This window comes from Herbaspirillum sp. 1130 (assembly GCF_017833835.1).
Lineage (GTDB): Bacteria > Pseudomonadota > Gammaproteobacteria > Burkholderiales > Burkholderiaceae_D > Herbaspirillum > Herbaspirillum huttiense.
Genome location: NZ_JAFICQ010000004.1, coordinates 678,155 through 694,828 on the forward strand (window position 1 = coordinate 678,155; position 16,674 = coordinate 694,828).

General features: G+C 65.5%; 12 protein-coding genes. 3 read left to right on the plus strand and 9 right to left on the minus strand.

The window, feature by feature from the left end; all coding sequences use genetic code 11:
- Positions 1-6: 6 nt before the first annotated feature.
- The 9 genes from kdpB to JOD78_RS20940 all read right to left on the minus strand — a co-directional run bounded on the left by kdpB (position 7) and on the right by JOD78_RS20940 (position 13,757).
- The gene (kdpB, locus tag JOD78_RS20900) at positions 7-2,202 is read right to left on the minus strand and encodes a potassium-transporting ATPase subunit KdpB (protein WP_121043716.1); all 2,196 of its coding nucleotides are present in this window, start codon (positions 2,200-2,202) and stop codon (positions 7-9) included.
- Between the two features lie 61 nt (positions 2,203-2,263).
- On the minus strand, positions 2,264-4,045 hold the full coding sequence (kdpA, locus tag JOD78_RS20905) for a potassium-transporting ATPase subunit KdpA (protein WP_209567565.1): 1,782 nt from the start codon (positions 4,043-4,045) through the stop codon (positions 2,264-2,266).
- A 1-nt stretch (position 4,046) separates the two neighbouring features.
- The gene (gene kdpF, locus JOD78_RS20910; protein ID WP_017452361.1) at positions 4,047-4,136 is read right to left on the minus strand and encodes a K(+)-transporting ATPase subunit F; all 90 of its coding nucleotides are present in this window, start codon (positions 4,134-4,136) and stop codon (positions 4,047-4,049) included.
- 328 nt (positions 4,137-4,464) lie between these two features.
- Positions 4,465-6,615, minus strand: a complete 2,151-nt coding sequence (locus tag JOD78_RS20915; protein ID WP_227022734.1) for a diguanylate cyclase — start codon at positions 6,613-6,615, stop codon at positions 4,465-4,467.
- A 340-nt stretch (positions 6,616-6,955) separates the two neighbouring features.
- Positions 6,956-8,539 (minus strand): gamma-glutamyltransferase family protein, encoded by a 1,584-nt coding sequence (locus tag JOD78_RS20920; RefSeq protein ID WP_134136605.1) that lies wholly within the window; start codon positions 8,537-8,539, stop codon positions 6,956-6,958.
- A 71-nt stretch (positions 8,540-8,610) separates the two neighbouring features.
- Positions 8,611-9,024, minus strand: a complete 414-nt coding sequence (hpxZ, locus tag JOD78_RS20925; protein WP_121043726.1) for an oxalurate catabolism protein HpxZ — start codon at positions 9,022-9,024, stop codon at positions 8,611-8,613.
- 25 nt (positions 9,025-9,049) lie between these two features.
- On the minus strand, positions 9,050-11,629 hold the full coding sequence (locus tag JOD78_RS20930; protein ID WP_209567567.1) for a branched-chain amino acid ABC transporter ATP-binding protein/permease: 2,580 nt from the start codon (positions 11,627-11,629) through the stop codon (positions 9,050-9,052).
- Positions 11,626-12,504, minus strand: coding sequence for a branched-chain amino acid ABC transporter permease (locus JOD78_RS20935; RefSeq protein ID WP_209567569.1), 879 nt, complete (start codon positions 12,502-12,504; stop codon positions 11,626-11,628). Before JOD78_RS20935 ends, JOD78_RS20930 begins: the two co-directional genes overlap by 4 nt.
- 68 nt (positions 12,505-12,572) lie before the next feature.
- Entirely contained in the window at positions 12,573-13,757 is a 1,185-nt protein-coding gene (locus JOD78_RS20940) for an ABC transporter substrate-binding protein (RefSeq protein ID WP_034332429.1), read from the minus strand.
- Positions 13,758-13,969: 212 nt separating this feature from the next.
- On the opposite strand from JOD78_RS20940, the gene JOD78_RS20945 reads away from it, so the two are divergent.
- From JOD78_RS20945 to JOD78_RS20955, 3 genes are read left to right on the plus strand one after another with little or no spacing between them, the layout of a single operon-like run.
- Positions 13,970-14,422, plus strand: coding sequence for a hypothetical protein (locus JOD78_RS20945; RefSeq protein WP_051156467.1), 453 nt, complete (start codon positions 13,970-13,972; stop codon positions 14,420-14,422).
- A 9-nt stretch (positions 14,423-14,431) separates the two neighbouring features.
- On the plus strand, positions 14,432-15,400 hold the full coding sequence (locus JOD78_RS20950) for a polysaccharide deacetylase family protein (protein WP_209567571.1): 969 nt from the start codon (positions 14,432-14,434) through the stop codon (positions 15,398-15,400).
- Positions 15,401-15,427: 27 nt separating this feature from the next.
- On the plus strand, positions 15,428-16,660 hold the full coding sequence (locus JOD78_RS20955; protein ID WP_209567573.1) for an amidase: 1,233 nt from the start codon (positions 15,428-15,430) through the stop codon (positions 16,658-16,660).
- The last annotated feature ends 14 nt before the right edge of the window (positions 16,661-16,674 follow it).

Sequence of the window (16,674 nt, forward strand, 5' to 3'; positions counted from 1 at the left end):
TCGGGTTCAGACCAGACCGAAGGCGGTCAGCAGCAGGTCGATCAGCTTGATGCCCACGAACGGCACCAGCAAGCCACCCACGCCATAGATCAGCAGGTTGCGGCGCAGGAGCACGGCCGCACCCAGCGCGCGATAGCGCACGCCGCGCAGGGCCAGCGGGATCAGTCCCACGATCACCAGCGCATTGAAGATCACCGCCGACATGATGGCCGAATCGGGACTGGTCAGGCGCATCACGTTGAGCGCGCCCAGCTGCGGATAGTTGGCCACGAACATGGCCGGGATGATGGCGAAGTACTTGGCCACATCATTGGCGATGCTGAAGGTGGTGAGACTGCCGCGCGTCATCAGCATCTGCTTGCCGATCTCGACGATCTCGATCAGCTTGGTCGGATTGGAATCGAGGTCGACCATGTTGCCGGCTTCCTTGGCCGCCTGGGTGCCGCTGTTCATGGCCACGGCCACGTCGGCCTGGGCCAGCGCCGGGGCGTCGTTGGTGCCGTCGCCGGTCATGGCCACCAGCTTGCCTTCGGCCTGGTGCTGGCGGATCAGGGCCAGCTTCTGTTCCGGCGTGGCTTCGGCGAGGAAGTCATCGACCCCCGCTTCAGCGGCGATGGCCGCGGCGGTCAGGCGGTTGTCGCCGGTGATCATGATAGTCTTGATGCCCATGCGGCGCAGTTCGCCGAAGCGTTCCTTGATGCCGCCCTTGACGATGTCTTTCAGCTCCACCGTACCGAGGATGCGGATCGGTGCGCCCTGGTTGATGACGGCCGCCTCGTTGTTCCATTCGATCACCACCAGCGGTGTGCCGCCACGGCGGGCGATGGCTTCCACATCGCTTTCCACCTGGGCCGGCAGGCGCTGGTCGGCCGAGCGCACCAGCTTGCGGATGGCGTCGGCAGCACCCTTGCGGATGCGGCGGTTGCCGATGTCGATGCCGGAGACACGGGTCTGGGCCGAGAAGGGAATGAATTCCGCGCCCAGGTTGGCCATCTCGCGTTCGCGCAGGTTGAATCGGTTCTTGGCCAGCACCACGATGCTGCGGCCTTCCGGCGTTTCATCGGCCAGCGAGGCCAGCTGGGCGACATCGGCCAGTTCGCGCTCGGCCACGCCCGGTGCCGGCATGAAGGCGGCGGCCTGGCGGTTGCCGAGGGTGATGGTGCCGGTCTTGTCCAGCAGCAGCACGTCGACGTCACCGGCGGCTTCCACCGCGCGGCCGGAGGTGGCGATCACGTTGGCCTGCATCATGCGGCTCATGCCGGCCACGCCGATGGCCGAGAGCAGGCCGCCGATGGTGGTCGGGATCAGGCACACCAGCAGGGCGATCAGCGCCGTCACCGTGACCGGCGAGCCAGCACCGGCGGCAGTGACCGAGAAGATCGAGAACGGCAGCAAGGTCACCGTCACCAGCAGGAACACCAGCGTCAGTGCCACCAGCAGCAGGGTCAGCGCCAGTTCGTTGGGAGTCTTCTGACGACGTGCGCCTTCGACCATGGCGATCATGCGGTCCAGGAAGGCTTCTCCCGGATTGACCGAGACGCGTACCACGATCCAGTCCGACAGCACGCGCGTGCCGCCGGTGACGGCCGAGAAGTCGCCGCCGGATTCGCGGATCACCGGGGCCGATTCACCGGTGATGGCGCTCTCGTCGACAGTGGCCACGCCTTCGATGACGTCGCCATCGGCCGGTACCGTATCGCCCGCTTCGATGAGCACCAGGTCACCCTTGCGCAGGCTGCCGCCTTCGACCACTTCGCACTGGGCGGCGGCAGCGGCGACGCCACCGCGTGTCTGGTCGCTGCTGCGCAGCTTCTTGGCCATCACGCTCTTCTTGACGCCACGCAGGGCGGCGGCTTGCGCCTTGCTGCGGCCTTCGGCCAGGGCCTCGGCGAAGTTGGCGAAGAGCACCGTGAACCACAGCCAGGCAGCGACGGCGAAGATGAAGCCAGCCGGGGCTTCACCCTTGCCGGTAATCGCCTGGATGAACAGCAGCGTGGTCAGGATGCTGCCGAGGTAGACCACGAACATCACCGGATTGCGCCATTGCACGCGCGGCGACAGCTTGCGGAAGGAATCGGCCAGGGCCGGCTTGACGATCTTGGGATCGAACATCCAGCGCGCAGTCTGCGCGGCGGAAGGAATGGCATCGGCCGGCACGGCTTGGGTGCTGCTGGCCGGAGTATTGCTGGAAGGGGTAGTCATAAGGGTATCCGTTGCGGGTTGCTCCACCGGGCGCAGTGCCCGGCGGAATCCATCCAATCATTTACATCGCCATCATCTGCAGGTGCTCGACCACCGGTCCCAGCGCCAGCGCCGGCACATAGGTCAGGGCACCGACCAGGATCACCGCGCCGATCAGCAGCGCCACGAACAGCGGGCCATGCGTGGGCAGGGTGCCGGAGGTGGCGGCCAGGCGCTTCTTGCCGGCCAGCGAACCGGCCATGGCCAGCACCGGCACGATGATGCCGAAGCGGCCCAGCCAGGTGCAGATGCCGGTGGTGATGTTGTAGTACGGCGTGTTGGCCGAGAGCCCGGCGAAGGCGCTGCCGTTGTTGTTGGCGGCCGAGCTGAATGCGTAAAGAATTTCCGAGAAACCGTGCGCACCGGGGTTGGCGATACCGGCCAGGCCCGCTTCCACCATCACCGACAGGGCCGTGAAGATCAGCACCAGCGCCGGGGTCATGAGGATGGCGATGGACATCATCTTCATGTCGAACACGCCGATCTTCTTGCCCAGGTATTCAGGCGTACGGCCGATCATCAGGCCCGCGATGAACACCGCCAGCACCGCAAAGATCAGCATGCCGTACAGGCCCGAACCGACCCCGCCGAACACCACTTCACCCAGCTGCATCTGCAGCATCGGCACCAGTCCGCCCAGCGGCGAGAGCGAGTCATGCATGGCATTGACCGCACCGCAGGACGCGGCCGTGGTGATGGAGGCAAACAGCGCCGAGGCCGGGATGCCGAAGCGGGTTTCCTTGCCTTCCATCATGCCGGGGCCGGAGGCGTGCAGCGAGGCCAGCATGGGATTGGGCTGCGACTCGGCGTACATCAGCACCAGCGTCAACACCACGAACAGGATCGTCATCGAGGCCAGGATGGACCAGCCCTGGCGACGGTCGCCGACCAGCACACCGAAGCTGGTGCACAGTGCTGCCGGGATGATGAGGATGGCCAGCATCTGCAGGAAGTTGGTCAGCGGCGTCGGGTTCTCATACGGGTGCGCCGAGTTGGCGTTGAAGAAGCCACCACCGTTGGTACCGATCATCTTGATGGCTTCCTGCGAGGCCACCGGGCCCATGGGCAGGGTCTGCTTGTCGGTGCTCTGCGCTTCGGTCACCGGTTCGCCCTTGGCATCTTTCAGGGGCTGGCCTGCGGCATCCAGCTTGGGCACGGTGTAGTTGGTCACTTCCAGCGTCTTCACGTCCTGATACGCACGGAAGTTCTGGATGCTGCCCTGCTGCACCAGTACCAGCGCGAACACCACCGACAGCGGCAGCAGCACGTACAGCGTGCTGCGGGTCATGTCGACCCAGAAGTTGCCGATGCCCTTGCTGCTGTGACGGGCGAAGCCACGGATCAGGGCGAAGGCGATGGCGATCCCGGTGGCGGCAGACAGGAAGTTCTGCACGGCCAGTGCGGCCATCTGGGTCAGGTAGCTCATGGTGGCTTCACCCACGTAGCCCTGCCAGTTGGTGTTGGTGACGAAACTGAGCGCCGTGTTGAAGGAGGAGTCCGGGCTGACGTTGGCCAGCGCGGCCGGGTTCAGTGGCAGCCATTGCTGCACGCGCTGCAGCAGGTAGACCACGATCAGGCCCAGGAAATTGAACAGCACGGCCGCGATGGCGTACTGCTTCCAGTCCATCTCGTGCTCGCGGCTGATGCCGCAGAGGCGATAGAAGACGCGCTCGATGCCGCCGAAGAGACGGTTCACGCGGGACTTGCCTTCCATCACTCGGGCCATGTACCAGCCCAGCGGCAGGGAGAGGACCAGCAGGACGGCCAGGTAGAGGCCGAGCTGGAAATAATTGTTGCTGTCCATGTCAGAAATCCTCCGGCTTGATCAGGGCGTAGACCAGGTACAGCAGGAGGGCGATGGAGACCACCAGCCCCAGCAGATACATGAGGTTCATTTCTTCTCCCCTTCCTGCCGTTCCAGACGGCTGCACAGGGCGATGAAGGCCCACATCGAGAGGCCGCAGACGAGCAGCATGCCTATGTAGAGAAAATCCGTTTGCAACATTTCCCACTCCATTGTTGACGTTGTTGTTCGCTTCCAGGGACGGAAAACGAGACAGTCGAACGATAGGGAAAGCAGCATCAAATCCCGGTAAATGTTTGGCGCAGGAGCGTAAACAAACCGTAAATGAGACGGAGCGGCTCGTCAGCAATGACGAGTCCGGAGAGAGAAAGAAGGGAAAGGAAGGAAAGCGGAAACCGGGCGCGATCGCGCCCGGCGGATCAGACGTCGCCCGCGCGTCCCAGCTCGACGCGGTTCTTGCCCAGGCGCTTGGCGGCGTACATGGCCTTGTCGGCCATGGACAGCAGTTCCTCGGGGCCGACTTCGCCGTCCAGGTTGGGCTGGTAGACCGCCACGCCGATACTGCTGGAGATGTTGACGGTGGAGTGCGTCAGCTGGAAGGGTTCGCGGATGGTGTTGAGGATCTTCTGCGCCACCATCAGCGCGTCTTCCTGGGTCTGCAGGTTTTCCAGGATCACCACGAATTCGTCACCGGCCAGGCGGGCCACGGTATCGACATCGCGCACCGAGCGTTGCAGGCGGCGTGCGAACTCCACCAGCAGTTCGTCGCCGGCCTCGTGGCCGTAGCGGTCATTGACGCCCTTGAAACCATCGATGTCCATGAAGAACAGCGCCAGCAACTGGTCGGCCCGGCGCGCCCGCATCATGCCCTCGGGCAGGCGGTCGCTGAAGGCGCGGCGGTTGGGCAAGCTGGTCAGCACGTCGGTCAGGGCCAGTTCGCGCATCTGGTCGCGGAAGGCCAGGCGCTCGGTGATGTCGTGCAGGAAGGCGATGAACAGGTGGCCGCTCTGGCGCTTGACGTGGCCGACCGTGATCTCGATGGGCAGCTCGTGGCCATCGTGATGCTGGGCTTGCAGCTCGATGCGGTTGTTGATGACGACGCTGGTGCCATCCTTGAGGAATTGCGCCATGCCGCGATTGTGGGCCGCACGCATGTCCGGCGGAATGATCAGTTCGGCCATGTCGCGTCCCATGGCCTGGTCGCGCGGCCAGCCCAGCAGCAGTTCGGCCTGGCGGTTCCATTCGACCACGCGGCCCTGTTCGTCAGCGGCGATGAAGGCATCCTGGGCGTTTTCCAGGATGGCGCGCAGTTCGGCGGCGCTCTCTTCCAGCTGGATCTGGTTGGCCTGCTGCTGGTCCAGCGCTTCCTGCAAGGCACTGGCGGTCTCGTGCAGGCGGCTGGTGCGCTCGGCCACGCGCTGCTCCAGGCTTTCGTTGAGGGAGCGCACTTCGCGCAGGTAGGTCTCTTCGCGCTCGACCATGTTGACCAGGGTCGAGGACAGCAGCTGGATCTCGCGGTAGCTGTTCACCTGCGGAATGGGCACGTCGCCACGGCCCGCGGCACGCTGCTCCAGCGCGGCCGACAGCGCGTTGATGGGGGCCACCAGACGACGCGCGAGGAAGAAGGCCAGCAGTACCAGGATCGCCCCGGAGAGCGCACCGACCACGATCACCCGCTTTTCCAGATCACGGAAGGCCTGCAGCGCCACGGTCTCGGGCTGGCGCACGATCACGCTCCAGTGCAGCTTCATGCCGCCCTTGACGCCCGTGCGGGCATAGCCGCTGACGTAGCGGCGGCCATCGGGCCAGGTCTCGATCAGCGAGCCGCCATTGTCGCTGCCTTGCGCAGCGCGCACGCTGGCGGTATCGAGCTTGGTCTCTTCCATGCCCTTGGGGCCGAGGATGACGGTGCCATCGTCGCGCACGATGATGACGTCGACGTCATAGCGGTTGCCGGCCGGGTCGAGCAGCTTGGCGGCGATGTCGCGCGCCCAGGACCACGACAGATGCAGGCCGACCACGCCGAGGTAATGGCCGTTCAGATCATGCACCGGGGCCGAGAGGTCGACAAAACGCCAGGGATTGGATTGCGGCGGCAGCTTCTGCGCCAGCAGCACGGCCGGATGGAAGTCGGCGCTGTACTCGCCCTTGCTGCCTTCCTGGAACCAGGGGCGCTGCGCCACGCTGGCCCCTTCCAGCAAGCCGTTGGTAGCCACCTGCACGATGCCCTCGGGATTGGCCAGGCCGATCCAGGCGTAATGCGGCACGTTCGCCTGCAGTTCGTTGAAGACCCGGCGGATGCGCGGCAGATCGCGGCCGGAACGGACCGACGGCCGCTGCACCAGCAGGCGCAGGTCGATTTCGCGCTCGTTCATGCCGCGCTCCAGCGCATCCTGCATCTGCCAGGCCAGCTGCTTCATGCGCGTTTCGCTTTCGGAACGCGCATAGCCGCGCGTGAACTGATCCACCAGGATCAGTACCGACACGGTCGTGATGAGCACGGTAATGACCACCCCCAGCGTAATCAGCGACGACAGATTGGGCGGGGATGGGGCTTTATTCTTGTTCAATTCAGACAAAATTGCGACGCGGCTTGATGCATGACGGCTCCCCTGTGAACCGCATAGGTTTACGGCATCTTGCCAGAACAGCTATGGTTTTTCATCGCATTTCCAGAAAAACTTCGAGAATTTTTTTCTACGGCAAAAAACTCATCAATCCTCTCGATTCAAAGTGGAGACAAAAGCGGTAAAAGAGCGCAATAAGCGTCATTTCCTGTCAAACGGGAAATGCAAAAAGACAACGGAGGGCGAGTCTTGGTGAGGATCTTCGCCCTCCGCGAGAAGCGGCGCGCACACCGGCAGTGCCGGGAGCGCAGAGGATGGCAATGCAGAAAGGACGAGCAGCCCGTCAGACTCCGGCACACACGCCATCGGCACGCGGATCGGTCGCCCCTTCGATCAGCCCGTCCGGATGCACGCACACGGCACCGGCGTGACCCATCATGTCGGTGTAGTCCTCCACCACCTGCACTTCATGGCCGGCCTGGCGCAAGGCGTCGATGGTGGCGGCCGGCACCCGCCCTTCCACCTTCAGGTTGGTGGAGACATCGCCCCAGGTGCGGCCCAGCAGCCAGCGCGGTGCGCTCACGGCCGCCTGCAGGTTCTGGCCGAACAGCACGTGGCGGGTAAAGACCGCTGCCTGGGTCTGCGGCTGCCCTTCCCCGCCCATGGTGCCGTAGGCCAGGGTGCGGCCATCGTTGAGGCGTGCCAGCGAGGGGTTCAGTGTATGGAAGGGCAGCTTGCCCGGTTGCAGCTGGTTGGCCCCGTCATCCAGGGTGAAGCTGGCACCCCGGTTCTGCCACACGATGCCGGTGCCGGGCACCACCACGCCGCTGCCGAATTCCCAGAAGATGCTCTGGATGTAGCTCACCACACGGCCTTGCGCGTCGGCGGCGCCCATCCAGATGGTGTCGCCCGGCTTGGCCGGATGCGGCCAGGGGGCGGCGCGCTGCATGTCGATCTGTCCGGCCTCCTGCTCCAGCGCCTCGGCCAGCAGCCAATGCGCGGCATCCACGCTCATGTGGGCCGGATCGGTGACGTGCTGGTTGCGCAGGATGAAGGCGCGCTTGGTGGCTTCCACCAGACCGTGGATGTGGTCGAAGCCTTCGGCCTGCGTGATGCCGAGACGATCGAACAGGCCGATGATCATCAGGGCCGAGACGCCCTGTGTCGGCGGTGGCAGGTTGTAGACGCGGCCTGACGTTAACTGCACCATCAGCGGCTTGACCACTTGCGCGCGGAAGGCTTCCAGGTCGCTGCGGCGCACCGGGCTGCCAGCCGCTTCCAGGCCTGCAGCAAGGCGTTGCGCGAGATCGCCGCGATAGAAATCATCCAGACCGGCCTCGGCCAGGCGCGACAGGCTGTCCGCCAGGGCTGACTGTTTCAGCACCTTGCCTTGGGCCGGGATGCCGTCGGCGGCATAGGTGGCGGCAAAGCCGGGCTGGTCTTTGAGCTCGTCCCACTTGTCGCGGGTCAGTTCATGTTGCGAGCGGGTGATGGGCACACCGTTCTTCGCATGGCGGATGGCATCGGCCAGCAGCACCGGCAGCGGCAGCGCGCGGCCGTAGCGGCGCGCGTGCTCCAGTGCCGCGGCCCAGCCACCGACCGCACCGGCTACCGTCAGCGCCGCATGCGGCCCGCGCGTGGGCACGGCGCTGTGGCCGTGCTGTGCATAGAACTCCTTGGTCGCCAGCGCCGCCGAGGGACCGCAGGCGCGAATGGCCACCGGTTCCTGCCCAGGTTCGCTGATGACCCAGAAGCCATCGCCACCGATGCCGTTCATGTGCGGATAGACCACGGCGATGGCGGCCGCAGCCGCAACCATCGCCTCGACCGCATTGCCACCCTCGCGCAGGATCTGCGCGCCCGCCTGCGCGGCCAGGTGATGGGGAGCGGTGACCATTCCGCCCAGACAGGTCTTGCTGTACAACATGGCTGACTCCTGATGTTCTTGTCGAGATGAAAAAACTGCTGCGAGGATGATACCTGCGGATGGCCGGGCTTTCAGGCGGCCGGCGCTTTGGGCGCATCCATCCACGATACGTGCGCGGCCACGATCCGCCAGCCTTGCGGGCAACGCAGCCAGGTGTGGCTCTGGCGGCCGATGCGCGGTTCACCCTCGCGCGTGAATTCGGTATCGGCCACCGCATAGTCCCGGCCATATGTGGTGATGACGGTGGCGCGCAGGCTGCGCATCAGGTTCTTCGGTGAACGTCCCTGACGGAAGGCGCGGATGGCCTCGGTGCCGACCAGATTCTCGGTGGCACCGTAACGCACGGTGTGCGGGCCATCAAGAAACAGTTCATCGAGGACCTCGACCTGGTTGGTGGTGAGCGCGACTTCGTAGCGTGCAAACGCTTGGCGTACTTCGGCCACCACGTCGGGCAGGTTGATGGCGTAAGGCCGGGTCGATTCCATGTGCAATCCTTGCTGTGACTCAGTGTCAGTGCGCGCCGAGATAGGCCTTGGCCAGCGCATCATTGGCGGCGATCTCGGCGGCCGTACCTTGCGCTACCACGCGTCCGCCTTCGATGACGTAGGCGCGGTCGGCCAGTGACAGCGCCAGTGCCGCCATCTGGTCCACCAGCACGATGGTCATGTTCTCGCGGCGCAGTTGATCGAGGGCGGCAAACAATTCGGCGATCACCTTGGGGGCGAGGCCCAGCGAAGGTTCATCCAGCAACAGCACGCGCGGACGCGACATCAGCCCGCGCGCAATGGCCAGCATCTGCTGCTCGCCACCGGAGAGCAACCCGGCACGGTGATGCAGGCGCTCGCGCAAGCGCGGGAAACGGCCCAGCATGTCTTCGACGCGCGCCTCCACATCCTGCGGATAGAGGAAGGCACCGAGGCGGATATTGTCCAGCACCGAGAGTTCGGGAAACACCTGCCGTCCCTCCGGCACCAGCACTACGCCGTGGCGCACGATCTGTTCGGCGCGCAGGTGCATGAGGTTCACGCCACCGGCGTGAATGCCACCCTGCACCGGCCGATGCAGCCCGGCCAGCGAGCGCATCAGGGTGGACTTGCCGGCACCGTTGGCGCCCAGCAGCGCAATCATCTCGCCCTGCCGCACCTGCAGGTTGATGCCGTGCAGGACCGGCTCGGCGCCATAGCCGGTGACCAGCTCGCCCACGCCCAGCAATTCGTCCGCGCCGCTGACGGCCTTGCGCACGGCCGCCACGGCCTGTTGGGTGCCCTCGCCGAGATAGGCCTTGCGCACCGCCGGATCGTTCTGCACTTCCTGCGGCGTGCCGATGGCCAGGCGCTGGCCGGCATCAAGCACGACGATGCGGCGCGAAATCTGCATCACCAGTTCCATGTCATGCTCGACCACCACCACGCTGATGCCGGCCTCGGCGATGCGGGTCAGCAATTGCGCCAGCAGGGTCTTGTCTTCGCGCGAGAGACCGGCAGCGGGTTCGTCGAGCAGCAGCACATCGGGATCGGCCGCGAGCGCGCGCGCAATCTCCACCAGACGGCGGTCAACGTGGGCCAGATCGGCGCTGGGAATATCGAGCGCACCGCGATAGCCGCAAAAATCGAGCAGCTGGCGGCAACGCGCACGCACTTCGCCAGAGACGAAACCCCGCGCCGACAGCAGTCCGCCCAGACGCCCGCGGCCACAGGCCAGGGCCACGTTGTCGGCCACCGTGAGGCTGCCGAACAATTGCGAAGTCTGGTAGGTACGGGCCACGCCGTGGCGCGCGATGCGGAAGGCGGGCAACCCTGCCAGCGGCGTCTGGCCCAGCGTGAACTGTCCGGCGCTGGGACGATAGAAACCGGAGAGCATGTTCAGCGCAGTGGTCTTGCCCGCACCATTCGGACCGATGAGGCTGGTGACGGCACCGCCGGGGACCTCGAAGCCGAGATCGCTGACGGCCCGCACACCGCCGAACACCATGGTCAGGCCATCGGCGGCCAGCGTGCGGCGCGCGCGTACCGGCAGCGCGACCTCTTCTGCACCCTCCTGCAAGGCGGCAGCGGGGACGGCCTCCACCGGCTTGCGCAGGCGTGCCGCCAGCTTGCCCAGCAGACCGGTCACGCCATCGGGTGCCACCCACAGTACCAGCAGCAGCAAGGCACCGAAGAACAGCAGCCGATAGTCCTCCAGGCTGGAGAGCAATTCCGGCAAGGCCCCCACGATGACGGCACCGATCACCGGACCGAGGATGGAGCCCGAGCCGCCCAGCACCACCACCAGCACGAACAGGATGGACTGCATGAAGCTGAAGGTATCCGGTGTGACGAAGGTGGAGAGCGGTGCGAAGAGACCGCCGGCCAGACCGGCCAGTGCCGCCGAGAGTGCAAAGGCCACGGTCTTGATGACCAGCGGATTCAGGCCGATGGATTCGGCGGCCGTCTCGCTGTCGCGCACCGCGCGCATGGCCGCGCCCCAGCTGCCGCGCGAGAGCCAGCAGTAGGCAGCCAGCACGACGGCGGCGGTGATCAGTCCCAGCACCGCAATCGCACGTTCGGCCTGCAAACCCAGGAAGGCAGGTGCAGCCAGGCCCATGATGCCGTTCTGTCCGCCGGTCAGGTCGCGCAGTTCGATGATGGCGTGCTGGATGATGAAGCTGAAGGCAATCGTGATCATCGCCAGGTACGGCCCCTTCACGCGCAGCGCCGGCAAGGCCAGCAGCACGCCCAGCGCCCCCGCCACCACGGCCGCCAGCGGCCAGGCCAGCCAGAATGAGAGTCCGGCCTTGGTGGTGAGGATGGCGACCGTATAGGCACCGACGGCGTAGAAGCCGACATGGCCGAAGGAAACCTGGCCGGTCAGCCCGATGAGCACATTGAGTCCGATGCCGACGATGGCCACCAGGGCGATGCCGGCCAGCACGAAGACGTAGTAGCTGTTGATCGACAAGGCCAGCGTGATGGCCGCGATCAGGCCGACGGCAGAAAACGCCAGGGCAGCGGGCGTGCCCAGCCCGAGCTTGACCCTGCCTGGCGCAGGAGCCGCTGCCGGATGGGCCGCCGCCTGCAGGCTGCGGGCGATGGAATGGGGTAAACGATTCATACCTTTTTCACCTGTGCGCGGCCGAACAGGCCATTGGGACGAATGGCCAGCACCGCGATCACCAGCGCGAAGGTGATGATCTGGGTATAGCCGGAACCGAGGGTGGCCGTGATGAGCGCCTCGGCCATGCCAAACAGCAGGCCCGCGATCATCACGCCCCAGGCGCTGGTGATGCCGCCGAGGATGGCCACGGCAAAGGCCTTGAGGCCGAACAGCGTACCCATGTCGGCATTGACGTTGAACAGCGGCGCAATCAGCACGCCCGCCACGCCGGCCAGCAGCGTCGAGAGCGCGAAGGCGACCGCGATGGCACGCGTGATCGGGATGCCCATCAGGCGCGCCGCATCACGGTTCTGCACCACGGCCAGCAGGGCCGTGCCCCAGCGCGTGCGGCGCGAGATGGTGTGCAGCAGTGCGGCCAGCGCCAGGCCGATGGCGGGAATGAGAAGGTGCAGCGGATAAACGCCCAGCCCCATGCCGCCCAGTTCGATGGAGGACAGCGCCAGCGGCGAAGGCAGGCTGCGCGGTTCCTTGCCGAAGGTATGCATGACCAGGTTGTCCAGCACGATGCCCAGGGCCACGGTGGACATCAGCCAGGCATCGGAGCCCTGGCGCGCGAAGGGACGCACGGCCAGTACCTCGACCAGCATGCCGTAGAGCGCGCAGGCGGCCAGCGCCAGCACGATGGCCAGCCACATCGGCCAGCCCAGCGTCTGGGCGAAGGTGAAGCACAGCACGGCCCCCAGCATCATGGAACTGCCCTGCGCAAAATTGACGGTGCCGGAGACGGCATACGTCATGTAAAAACCCAGCGCCATCAGACCGTACATGCTGCCCAGTCCGAATCCGCTGATCAGTGCCGACAACAGCAGCATCGCGTTCTCCTGGCGCCACCCTGCCCGCTCATGCAGGCAGCGGCGGCGCATCGTCTTTGCAAAAGGTGTTACTGGGCCAGGCCAACCGGCAGGATGCGGTTGTCGATGAATTGCGCCCAGACGTAGTCATCGGCTTGCAGGGCGTCATGCACGGTCGGGCTGAAGGGCTTGACGTAGGTCTTGATCAGGCCTTCATAACGATCGATCTTGTAGAAGCCTTCGCGCACCGCATCGCCGTTAGTGGAGCCGGCCTTGGCGATGGCCAGTGCGGCCAGCTGCATGCCGTCATAGGCATTGGCCACACCCACGGCCGGGGTGATGTCGTCCGGGCCCTTGATGGCGGGGTACTTGGCCTTCAGTTCGGCCACCACCTTCTCGCCCACCGGCGAGAGCTTGCCGAAGAAGCTGAAGGTCTGGATGAAGTGCACGTTCTTCGCGTTCGGTCCGGCCAGTTCGGTGAAGCGGCCGCCGGCCGGGCCCCAGTGCGAGACCACCGGCACCTTCCAGCCCATGCGGTCGAGCGACTTGACCACCTGGGCCGAGGGGCCGACGTTGCCAACCAGATAGAGGGTGTCGGCACCGGCCGCCTTCAAGCGGCTCAGTTGCGGCACCACGTCGACGTCGCTGGCTTCGAATTTCTCGATGCCGGCCGGCTTCAGGCCCTTCTCGGCGAGCGCGGCGACGATGCCTTTTTCATTCGATTCGCCCCAAGGATTGTTGACCAGGATCAGCCCGGCCTTGCTGCTCTTGAAGGTCTTCTGCGCGTAGTTGAGCATGGCCTTGTCCACCAGTTCATCCACTGCCGACACGCGGAAGGCGTAGTTGGGATTGGCACCATTCTTCGTCACACCGGTGCCGGCTGCCCAGGGGCCGACGAAGGGCACTTTCTCCTGGTTGATGATGGGCACGATGGCCATCGAAACCGGCGTATCCAGGCCCCCGAACAGCACCGCCACCTTTTCCTTGAAGATCAGTTCGCGTGCGGCCACCACGCCCTTGGCCGGATTGCCTTCGTCATCGCGGCGCACCAGCTCCAGCTTGCGCCCGCCCAGCAGGCCGCCCTTGGCGTTGATCTCGTCGATGGCAATGCTCATGCCGCGCGTCAAGGCTTCGCCGGCCTGGGCCGACTGGCCGGAAAGGGCCGTGACCAGGCCGATCTTGATGGGGTCGGCGGCCAGTGCCAGCGGCGACAGCGCGGCGGCGAGGGTGGCGGCTGCGGCGGCGATGAGGGTACGGCGGGTCAGGCGAATCATGGTGTTGCCTCCAAAGGTTTGCGAGAAGTGAGTGTGTGGCTTTGCCCGGCATGACTTATGCAAGGGCTATGCCAAGCGCAGCAGGAAGCATTAATTTTTGCCGACAATATCTCTCTAATATTGGCGGCATTAAATACGGCATATTGCTGCTGATTGGATATTTAACTTGCATTCAATAATGCACAATGCTTGTGCAAACCATGGAGAAAATGATGCACGCCGCACCATCATCAATCACCGGACAGGGAACAACCCTGCCTCCCCTGCCCTATGATCCGGCCGCCCTGGTGGACGAATACCTGCGCGTGCTGATGATTCCCGACCCGGTGGCCGCGCGCCGCTTCGTCTCACCGGAGCTGAAGATCCGCTTTACCGGCGGCCGGGAAATGATCGACCCGGCGCAATGCGCAGCCTTCAACGCCACCCGCTATGGCTGGGTCAAGAAGCGTTTCGAGGGCACCGAAGTGGTAGCCGGTGCCACGGTCGAACAAGCCATCGTCTACAACCGTGGCACGCTGTTTGGCGTGTGGCCCGATGGCGAGGCCTTCGAAGGCAATCGCTACGTGGACCGCTACGTGATCCGCCACGGGCTGATCGTGCAGATGGATGTATGGAACGACAGTGCCGAACGCCTGCTGGTGCGCGCCGGCTTGGCCGAGCTGTAAGGAGGCGGCATGCAAGCGACGATTCTGCCGCCCAATGCGGGCGAAGCGCTGGGCCATGATGATGGACGGGATGCCTATGGCGTGCTGCGCTCGCATGGCCGCTTCGGCTATTCGCCCATCCATCGCCGGCCCGACTATTGCTGGCCCAATGGCGCCAGACTGGCGGTGTACCTGGGCTTCAACATCGAGCACTTTGCCTTCGGTGAAGGGTTGGGTGCCAAGCTGGGGCCGGTCTGTCCGGAGCCCGACGTCCTCAACTATGCCTGGCGTGAATACGGCAACCGTGTCGGCGCCTGGCGCTGCCTGGAACTGTTCGAACAACTGGGCCTGCCGGCCGGCGTGCTCATCAACACCGCGCTCTACGATCATTGCCCGGAACTGGTGGAAGCCTTCGCCGCGCGCGGCGATGAACTGATCGGCCACGGCCACACCAATGCACATCAGCAAGGCACGCTGGACGAGGAAGCCGAAGCGGCCCTGCTGCGCCACTGCCGCACCCGCATCCAGGCCGAGAGCGGCGTAGCGCCCACGGGCTGGCTCTCGCCCTGGATTTCGGAGAGCCTGGTCACGCCCGACCTGCTGCAGGAAACCGGCTATCGCTACAACCTGAACTGGGCCCATGACGACCAGCCGGTACGCATGCGCACCCGCACCGGCGAGACGCTGTGGTCGATTCCCTATCCGCAGGAATTGAACGACATCCCCATGATCGTGGCGCGCCAGATGGATGGCCGCGACTTCGCCCGCATGATCGTGGACAACTTCGACGAGATGCGTGAACAGGCGCTGCGCCAGCCACTGGTGATGGGCATTGCCCTGCATCCCTACCTGGTCGGCCAGCCTTATCGCCTGCGCCATCTGCGCACCGCCCTGCAGCACCTGGCGGCGGCGCGCGATCGCGGCGAGATCTGGTTCACCACACCCGGCGCGATCTGCGACCACGTGGACAGCCTCGAACAATTACGCCAGCCGTTCTGAGCCGGCATGACGCACCAGGAGAATGAATTGAGCACTGCCCAGGCCATGGCCACCCGCACTAATGCCTTCGAAATCAATGACCATGTAGGTGCCTTCGTGCCGCATGGCCGCTTCACCCTGCCGGGCGCTGCCAGCGGCCCGCTGGCCGGGTTGCGCTTCGCTGCCAAGGACTTGTTCGACGTGGCTGGCCACCCGACCGGCGCCGGCAACCCGGACTGGCTGCGCAGCCATCACATCCCCACGCGCAGCAATGCGCTGGTGGAGCAGTTGCTGCAGGCCGGCGCCACGCTGGTCGGCAAGACCCTGACCGATGAACTGGCCTACAGCATTCACGGCGACAACCATCATTACGGCACGCCGGTCAACAGCGCCGCACCGGAGCGCGTGCCGGGCGGCTCCTCCAGCGGCTCGGCCGCCGCGGTGGCGGCGCGCCTGTGCGACTTCGCGCTGGGCACCGACACCGGCGGCTCGACCCGCGTACCGGCCAGCTATTGCGGCGTGTGGGGCCTGCGTACCAGCTTCGGCTTGCTCTCCACGGCCAGCATGGCGCCGCTGTGCCCCAGCTTCGATACGGCCACCTGGCTGGCGCATGATGCGGGGACCTTCGAACGGGTCGGACAGGTGCTGCTGCCCAAGACCGGATCCGCGCAACTGCGCAAGGTCTTGCTGCCGTTCGATCTGCTGGAACTGGCCGAGGCCGACTTCCATCCGGTCGTGCAGCGGGTCTATGACGCACTGCGCAGCGAACTGCCCGGCGAGCACATGCGGCTGTCGGGCGACGAAAGCGAACTGGAGAGGTGGCGTCAGGCCTACATCCATGCCTCGGCCTTCGATGCCTGGCAATGCCACGGAGCGTGGATCAGTTCGGCGCGTCCGGTATTCGGTCCTGCGGTGCAGGCGCGCTGGGACATGGCGCAGAACATCAGCGCCGACACCGCCCGCGCCGCGCGCGAGAAACAGGATCTGGTGCGGCATCGTGTACGCTCCCTGCTGGGCGCCGACGGAGTGGCGGTGATGCCGTCCGCATCCAGCGTGGCGCCCTTGCGTGACGCCACGGCGGCCGAGATCGACCAGGTGCGTGCGCGCACCTTCCGCCTGACCTGCGTGGCCGGACTGGCGGGCTTGCCGCAGGTGAGCATGCCCTTCACCACTCCCGCCGGGCTGCCGATCGGCGTATCATTGCTCGGCCCGGCCGGTAGCGACCTGGCCCTGATCGGGCTGGCGACGCGCCTGTGGCGCAGCCTGCAGGCAGCGCAGTGAGACCGGGCATGATC

Excerpts from the sequence above, each read along its gene's own strand:
- kdpA (WP_209567565.1), bottom strand. The coding sequence starts at position 4,045 with ATGGACAGCAACAATTATTTCCAGCTCGGCCTCTACCTGGCCGTCCTG.
- JOD78_RS20940 (WP_034332429.1), bottom strand. The coding sequence starts at position 13,757 with ATGATTCGCCTGACCCGCCGTACCCTCATCGCCGCCGCAGCCGCCACC.
- JOD78_RS20945 (WP_051156467.1), top strand. The coding sequence starts at position 13,970 with ATGCACGCCGCACCATCATCAATCACCGGACAGGGAACAACCCTGCCT.
- kdpF (WP_017452361.1), bottom strand. The coding sequence starts at position 4,136 with ATGAACCTCATGTATCTGCTGGGGCTGGTGGTCTCCATCGCCCTCCTG.
- JOD78_RS20930 (WP_209567567.1), bottom strand. The coding sequence starts at position 11,629 with ATGAATCGTTTACCCCATTCCATCGCCCGCAGCCTGCAGGCGGCGGCC.
- JOD78_RS20935 (WP_209567569.1), bottom strand. The coding sequence starts at position 12,504 with ATGCTGCTGTTGTCGGCACTGATCAGCGGATTCGGACTGGGCAGCATG.
- JOD78_RS20920 (WP_134136605.1), bottom strand. The coding sequence starts at position 8,539 with ATGTTGTACAGCAAGACCTGTCTGGGCGGAATGGTCACCGCTCCCCAT.
- JOD78_RS20950 (WP_209567571.1), top strand. The coding sequence starts at position 14,432 with ATGCAAGCGACGATTCTGCCGCCCAATGCGGGCGAAGCGCTGGGCCAT.
- kdpB (WP_121043716.1), bottom strand. The coding sequence starts at position 2,202 with ATGACTACCCCTTCCAGCAATACTCCGGCCAGCAGCACCCAAGCCGTG.
- hpxZ (WP_121043726.1), bottom strand. The coding sequence starts at position 9,024 with ATGGAATCGACCCGGCCTTACGCCATCAACCTGCCCGACGTGGTGGCC.